This window comes from Vreelandella venusta (assembly GCF_007989605.1).
Classification (GTDB): domain Bacteria; phylum Pseudomonadota; class Gammaproteobacteria; order Pseudomonadales; family Halomonadaceae; genus Vreelandella; species Vreelandella venusta.
Genome location: NZ_BJUL01000045.1, coordinates 1 through 6,942, shown reverse-complemented (window position 1 = coordinate 6,942; position 6,942 = coordinate 1). Strand labels below are relative to the sequence as shown.

Genomic DNA, 6,942 nt, shown 5'->3' with positions numbered 1-6,942 from the left:
CATGGTCCTCCTAATGGTTGCATCTTGTTAAAGGCCTGCTTCGGGGAAATTTGTCAGTGCCTTTCCGCCATAACGAACCGCTCTGGCGTGGGCGTGGGCGTGGGGAGCGAAAGTGGTCATATAAAAGCGTGCTAATGAGATGAGGCCTGCCAAGTAGCCAGATTCTTCGTCAGCGGCTTTGTGCTTGGCGTGTGCTGCCAGGGCCATACGTGTGAGCTGCCAACCACCGCACACAGTACCTATTAAGTGCAATAGAGGTGTCGCGCCACCGTAGAGGTCGGCAACACGTGCTTGGTTCTGTGCAAGCACCCAGTCGGAAGTAACGCTAAGCTGTGTAGCTAACTCGTCGAGATCAGCAGCCAAATCTTGAAGATCAACAACCTGTTCTAATGCCTTTCCAGTGGTACGTATATCGAGGAGTAGCTCACGCAGGGTGGCACCGTTCTCGCGCAGAATTTTGCGCCCTAGGAGATCGTTGGCCTGAATGCCTGTGGTGCCTTCGTAGATGGTCATAATGCGTGCATCACGAAACAGCTGAGCGACCCCAGTCTCTTCGACGAACCCCATGCCTCCGAACACTTGGATGGACTCATCACAGATATCGTTGCCGACCTCGGTGCACCAACCCTTGGCCACTGGCATCAACAGGTCGACATAGCGGCGATGCTTCTCAGCAACTTGGGCGTCAGCATGATGATTGGCAATATCAAACCAGCTAGCCGCCGTATAAAGCAGGCCACGCATGGCCATCAGCCTGGCGCGCATCGATACTAGCATGCGCTTGACGTCTGGGTGGGAAAGTATCGGCTGGCCACTGGCGCCATTGATGATGTTACGCCCTTGTACACGTTCCTGTGCGTAGGCCAATGCGGCCTGGTAGGCTCGCTCACCCATTGCGACACCCTGCACGCCAACATTGAAACGTGCATCGTTCATCATGATGAACATGGTTTTCAAGCCCTGGTGCGGCTCACCAACCAGGTAGCCAGCTGCACCTTCTTTGTCACCGTAACTAAGTGTACAGGTGGGGCTACCATGGATGCCCATCTTATGTTCGATGGAAATACAGCGGATATCATTTTTATCGGCTGGCTGGCCGTTGTCGTCGAGCAAGAATTTGGGCACTAGAAACAACGACAGCCCCTTGACGCCCTCAGGAGCACCAGGGAGTCGTGCTAGTACTAGGTGCACGATGTTGGGGGTGAGCTCATGTTCACCGTATGAGATGTAAATCTTTTGGCCGAAGAGAAGGTAACTGCCACCTTCGGCAGGCTCGGCGCGCATTCGTGTGGCACCCAAGTCCGAGCCAGCTTGGGGCTCGGTAAGGTTCATGGTCGCCGCCCACTCACCACTGACCACTTTATGTAGCCAAGTGGACTTCTGTTCTTCGTTGGCGGCGATCATCAGCGCTTCGGTTTGCCCCACATTAAGCTGAGGCAGCATCGCGAAGGCCATGTTGGTAGAAAACCACATTTCCCAGACGGGCGTAGACACTAGCTTCGGCAAGCCCTGGCCGCCGAACTCCTGTGGTAGGGAGAGGCCGATCCAACCCGCTTCACGAAACTGGTCGTAGGCATGCTGCCAGCCATCGGGTGTTATTACTCGTTCGTCTTCCAGGCGGCAGCCCTGCAAGTCGCCTTGACGGTTGATGGGGGCTAGAACACCTGATGCGAACTTGCTAGCTTCTTCCAGCACAGCTGCCACCAAGTCGGGGGAGGCATCCTCACAGCCTGGAAGAACGGTAATCTGGTCGAGCTCGGCAAGTTCGTCGAGAATGAACTGCATGTCACGTAGCGGCGCTTGATAGTCGATCATGGTCGTGGCTTCCTCGTAGAGATGGTAGCCGATTCATCAATGGGAGAGGGCGGGCTATTTAGTAACCCACCGTGGTCAGTGTTGAGACATAAACGCTTAGCGTGGGGCCATGCGGATAGCGCCATCAAGACGAATGGTTTCACCGTTGAGCATGGTGTTGCCAACAATATGGCAGGCCAGTCGGGCAAACTCGTCGGGCTCGCCAAGGCGGTTGGGAAAGGGGATTGAGGCAGCTAGCGATTGCTGAATCTCTTCGGGTAGCGTTTCCATTAGTGGGGTCATAAACAGGCCTGGCGCAATGGTCATCACGCGAATACCATGACGGGCCAGTTCTCGAGCGATTGGCAGCGTCATTGAAACAACGCCTCCTTTAGAAGCGGCATAGCCAGCTTGGCCGATCTGACCGTCATAGGCTGCCACTGAGGCGGTATTGATAATTACCCCTCGCTCCCCGTCGTCCTGGGGCTCACTCTTGACGATGGCCGCTGCGGCCAAGCGCAGCATGTTGAAAGTGCCTAGTAGGTTGATCTGCACGACACGAGAAAACACTTCCAGCGGCTGAGGCCCCTCACGGCCGACGATTTTTGCAGGGTCACCAATGCCAGCACAGTTTATAAGTCCTTGCAGGCTGCCGAACGCGTTTAGTGCTTTATCCACGGCTGCTTGTGCGTCAGCTTCGCTAGTGACATCAGTGCGGTGGAATACCGCATTATCACCCAGTTCGGCAGCAAGTGATTCACCACGCTCGCTATTTAAGTCGGCGATGACAACTCGTGCGCCAGCGGTGTGTAATGCACGGGTAGTGGCCGCACCTAAGCCAGATGCACCGCCGGTTACCAGAAACGTATTATCTTTACAGTTCATGGCAAAACTCCTGTGTTAATTCTAGTGAAATTAGCTTCTTGGGCCTTGGTTCTTGCGCTCAAGAAACTCGCCAATACGCGCAACAACTTCTGGGCTGGTTTGCGTTAGAGCGGCAGTCAGTGACTCAACAAATAGGCCGTCGTCGCTACTCATATCGGCGATGCGGGAGATGGCTGAAACCATGGCCCAGTTGGCCATCGGGGCATTTTCGGCAATCCGTTGGGCCAGCTGGTGGGCCTTGTTAAGACTCTCACCCTCGTTGACCATGTAATGAGAGAGACCCAAGCGCTGGCCTTCGTCGGCTTCCATGATGCGTCCGGTAAGCATCATCTCGCACATACGGCCTGGACTGATGATATTGGCCACGCGGACCGAAGCACCGCCACCCACAAAGATGCCGTGACGCCCTTCGGGCAACTGATAAATCGTACTAGGTTCAGCAATGCGTACATGGGTGGCGGTCGCCAACTCCAGGCCACCGCCAATCACTGCGCCTTGCAAGGCGGCAACTACTGGAATGCCACCGTTCTGCAAGCGGTCAAAGATGCGGTGCCAGCCACGCGAATGCTGCATCACACCAAAAGGGTCACGATGCTGGTGTTCGGAGAGGTCAAGGCCTGCACAGAAGTGTTTACCTTCGGCGGCAAGAATGATCACCCTTGTGTTTTCTGGCGTTGCTACTAGCGCTTCCTCCAATGCAGACAATAAACGATCACTAACGGCGTTGCGTTTAGCTGGGCGCGCTAATGTGATGGTATAGATAGTGTCATCTACCGATGTCTTGACCAGTGTCTCGCTCATGTCGTCCTCGTGATTTAAGGCTGGGGGGGCAGGGTAATGACACTGTTATCAGGCGACTCGGCATAGAGTGCGTTCACCAGATCAGCACGACGTGTCAGCACCATGCGTTGGTTGATGTAGCCCTTGTCAGTAATCTCGCCAGCCTCAGCTGACGGTGCCTCACTCATCAGCAAGGCACGCGTTGCGTAGGTCGAGGTGCCACCACCATTAGCTTTCAGGGTCTGCAGCCCCTTGCTCACATGCTCAATAATCTCGGGTCGTGCCACCAGTGTTTCGAGCGGCGTATCTATTGGAAGGTCTGGGCACAAGCGGCGGCATTCCTCTGGGTGTGGGAAGATTAAAAATCCAATTTCGTCGAGATCATGTCCGGTGACGACGATGTCTTGCCCAATGGGGGCTATCGCCTCAAGCCCGGCCATGCGTAAAGCACCCACATGTACCCAAGTGCCGGTAAGCAGTTTGAAGTCTTCGCCGACCCGGCCATCGAACAGTAGTCCCAGTTCGGGATGCTCGGGATCCACAAACTCCACGGCATCGCCGATCATGTAGTAGCCTTCTTCATCAAAGGCCTTAGCCGATAATTCGGGTTGCTTCCAGTAGCCTGTGAAGATATTTGGTCCCTTGACGCGCACCTCGAGCTTGTCTGCGCAAGGCACTAATTTCAGCGACGTGCCAGGAATCGGTACACCAATGACGCCAGATTGGGTGGCATTGAAGTGGCAATCGGTACAAATAGGAGCCGTTTCGGTAGACCCCCATGAAGAGACAACCATGATGTCTTGGCCTGTGGTTTCTCGGGCCATTTCCTCTAACGACGTCCAAAGGTGGTGAGGCAGTGCTGCGGCTGCGTAGAAAACGAGTTTAAGACGCTGAAAAAACACCTCTCTTAGGGAGGAATCTTCGCGAAGTAGCGGGATCAGCATGTCGTAGGCCCGTGGCACACTGAAGTAAAGAGTCGGGGAAATTTCTTTAAGGTTGCGAGCAGTCTTCTCAATCAAGGCAGGCGTTGGCTTACCATCATCCAAATAGAGAGTGCCACCCCAGTGTAATATCAGGTTGAAGTTGTGATTACCGCCAAAGGTATGGCTCCAAGGTAACCAATCGAGAAGTACAGGTGGCTCTTCAGCGAGCATCGGCCAAACCAGTTCTTTGGCCTTTTGATTGGAGCACATCATGCGCTGGGTATTGGGTACGGCCTTGGGCATGCCTACCGAACCTGAAGTGAATAGGAATTTTGCAATAGTATCAGGAGTGACGGCGTTGAAAGCCGACATAACGATGTTTTCATTGCAGAGTAACTCGATATCAGCGAAGGAAGTGGCACCTGCTAATGCATTGCTATTGCTACCGGCAATGAGTACTCCATCATGTAAGCTGTCGATAGCTTCCAGCGCTGGTTGAAACTTCTCAATCGGGTCGGCGTAGATTGCACCTGGACGCAACAGCTCAATGTTACCCTTGAGCTTGGCGTGATCTTTCGACATTAAAGAGTTGCCGGGCGAGATCGAGCAGGAAGGCACACCAATATGCATCGCGGCTAGCATAAGCAAAGCATGCTCTATTGAGTTCTCTGACAGAATCACCAATGGACGTTCGGGGGAGAGATTCTGAATTAGCAGCCAGCTGGCGATTCTGACCACACGCTGACGCGCTTCACCATAGGAAATACGTTGCCATTGATCATTAATATCACGCTCAGCTAACCAGACCCGTTCAGGCGTTTGCTGTGCCCAATATTCGAGCCATTCTCCCACACATCGCGCGTAGTTATTTTCCAGGGGGATCTCGGAATTCAATAGGATACTGCCGTCGCCTCGCATCTCCATGCTGACTTGAGGATCAACGAATGGCTTCTTGTCTGTTTTTGCTTCGGGGTGAATCATGGTGACTCCTCTCAGTGAGATTATTATTGGCATAGGGTGTCGGCGTTAGAGGTGGCACGCGCAAAGCGTCATCCGGAAATAAACCTGGATGATTGTTGTTGGTAACAGGTGATCCGGTTACGTATGTCGTTGGGTATAGGAATCGACTTTAGAGTATTGAGGTCGCTAAAAGAGCAAGTGAAACGACCTGTGAATGCTGCAACGCTTTCTACTTCCCGGTTACCGTATAGAATCAGGCTGAGGGAGCTATTTCCCTGGTGGTTGATGTCCACTCTTATATTTAAAACATCATGAGGAGTTAAGGGAGTGTGGAAATCAACTTCAGCATGTACGAAGGGGGTGCCGATGCTCTGTTCGCTGGTCATAGCGAACCAATCGAGCTCAAGTATCTCGTGAAAGAAACTCTCGATGGCTTCCATGCATATGTCAAAGTAGTGCGCGGTGAAGACTATCCGAGCCGCGTCTGTGTCACCCCACCGGATAGGGCGGCGATAAATGAATGGAGTTTTCACCGAGGTCTCCGAGCAGTTAGAGCGGATAAACCGATAAATTTTGGAGTAGCGAAATTAGCTATTCAATTGAAAGCTAAGCAGAACTGTTATCGGCAAGATATCACTGTATAAATATGAACTATAGTGCATGATCAGGTTGTTAATGATAAACATCAATCCGTCTTTAGTCGAACTTTTGTCATATGTTACTATGTTTTTATTAAAAGTTATTTGTAGTTAGTGAGTTGTGCTTTGAATTATAGTTCTTGTTTTGGTTTGCTTTATCGGCACTTTTTACTCCTTAAGGTCTGAATCAGGTTCGTTTTTGACGAACTGCCAGACATTCGAATGCCTCATGCTTATGACTGGGCACGCTGTTGAAGCCTTAGATCCCTGGGTGAAAGCTCTGTGTTACGTTTAAAAAAGCGCGTGAAGTAAGCAAGTTCAGAGAAGCCTAAGCTTTCGGAGACCTAGCCAGGTTATATTGCTATAAGTGAGTTAGCGCTTTTCCAGCAGCAGGCGTTCATGTAGCAGCTGTAGAGTGCTGCGGCCGGCTAGTTGGCAGCATAGTAAACTCAAGTGTGCGCTACTCACGCCTATCAGCTCGGCTAATTGTTCAATACTCGGCTGCTCACGGTAGTGTGTTTCGATCAGTGTTTGATAGTGCTCTAATTGCTGCCGACCCTTGTCGCTCTGGCATGGGCCAATGCTGTGTCTCACCATAGAGCTTAAATACCGGAACGGACGTTGCCGACGAAGCTGGCATCACTTACTTCTCCTATACGACTAAGGTGGGATTGTAAGGCGTTAAATGTCTAATAATTGATCAGTGTCATGCCTTATTATGCGGTGTGTTTCATTGAAAAATACAAGTCATAAGTTTTAGGTAATGACAATGATGAGGTACCCCCTTATGAAAACGCAGGTCGCGATTATTGGCGCAGGCCCTTCTGGTCTACTACTGGGCCAACTACTACATCGCCAAGACATTGATAATGTGATTGTTGAGCGGCGTAGCGGCGAGTATGTATTGAACCGTATCCGCGCTGGTGTGCTTGAACAGGGCATGGTGGACTTGCTGCGCGAAG

The 6,942-nt window shown here is 52.0% G+C and carries 8 protein-coding genes; 2 read left to right on the top strand and 6 right to left on the bottom strand.

The genetic code is table 11. From position 1 onward, the window contains the following. Window positions 1-27 precede the first annotated feature (27 nt). From HVE01_RS19615 to HVE01_RS20195, 5 genes are all read right to left on the bottom strand, one after another. On the bottom strand, window positions 28-1,815 hold the full coding sequence (locus tag HVE01_RS19615) for an acyl-CoA dehydrogenase (RefSeq protein WP_146945472.1): 1,788 nt from the start codon (window positions 1,813-1,815) through the stop codon (window positions 28-30). Between the two features lie 96 nt (window positions 1,816-1,911). Beyond that, window positions 1,912-2,679 (bottom strand): 3-hydroxyacyl-CoA dehydrogenase, encoded by a 768-nt coding sequence (locus HVE01_RS19610; RefSeq protein ID WP_146945471.1) that lies wholly within the window; start codon window positions 2,677-2,679, stop codon window positions 1,912-1,914. Window positions 2,680-2,709: 30 nt separating this feature from the next. Further along, the gene (locus tag HVE01_RS19605) at window positions 2,710-3,480 is read right to left on the bottom strand and encodes a crotonase/enoyl-CoA hydratase family protein (protein WP_146945470.1); all 771 of its coding nucleotides are present in this window, start codon (window positions 3,478-3,480) and stop codon (window positions 2,710-2,712) included. A gap of 14 nt (window positions 3,481-3,494) precedes the next feature. After that, window positions 3,495-5,363, bottom strand: a complete 1,869-nt coding sequence (locus HVE01_RS19600) for a feruloyl-CoA synthase (RefSeq protein WP_146945469.1) — start codon at window positions 5,361-5,363, stop codon at window positions 3,495-3,497. A 68-nt stretch (window positions 5,364-5,431) separates the two neighbouring features. Continuing rightward, the gene (locus HVE01_RS20195) at window positions 5,432-5,788 is read right to left on the bottom strand and encodes an acyl-CoA thioesterase (RefSeq protein ID WP_422822499.1); all 357 of its coding nucleotides are present in this window, start codon (window positions 5,786-5,788) and stop codon (window positions 5,432-5,434) included. Here HVE01_RS20195 and HVE01_RS20085 point away from each other — a divergent pair. Next, entirely contained in the window at window positions 5,672-5,986 is a 315-nt protein-coding gene (locus tag HVE01_RS20085; protein ID WP_244973763.1) for a hypothetical protein, read from the top strand. The genes HVE01_RS20195 and HVE01_RS20085 overlap by 117 nt on opposite strands. Window positions 5,987-6,352: 366 nt before the next feature. Here the strand turns inward: HVE01_RS20085 and HVE01_RS20080 are convergent, their stop codons facing one another. Next, complete coding sequence (locus HVE01_RS20080) at window positions 6,353-6,577, bottom strand: hypothetical protein (protein WP_244973762.1); 225 nt, start codon at window positions 6,575-6,577, stop codon at window positions 6,353-6,355. A 190-nt stretch (window positions 6,578-6,767) separates the two neighbouring features. On the opposite strand from HVE01_RS20080, the gene HVE01_RS19585 reads away from it, so the two are divergent. Continuing rightward, window positions 6,768-6,942, top strand: a 175-nt coding sequence (locus HVE01_RS19585; RefSeq protein WP_186808883.1) for an FAD-dependent monooxygenase, incomplete at its 3' end; no start/stop codon positions are given.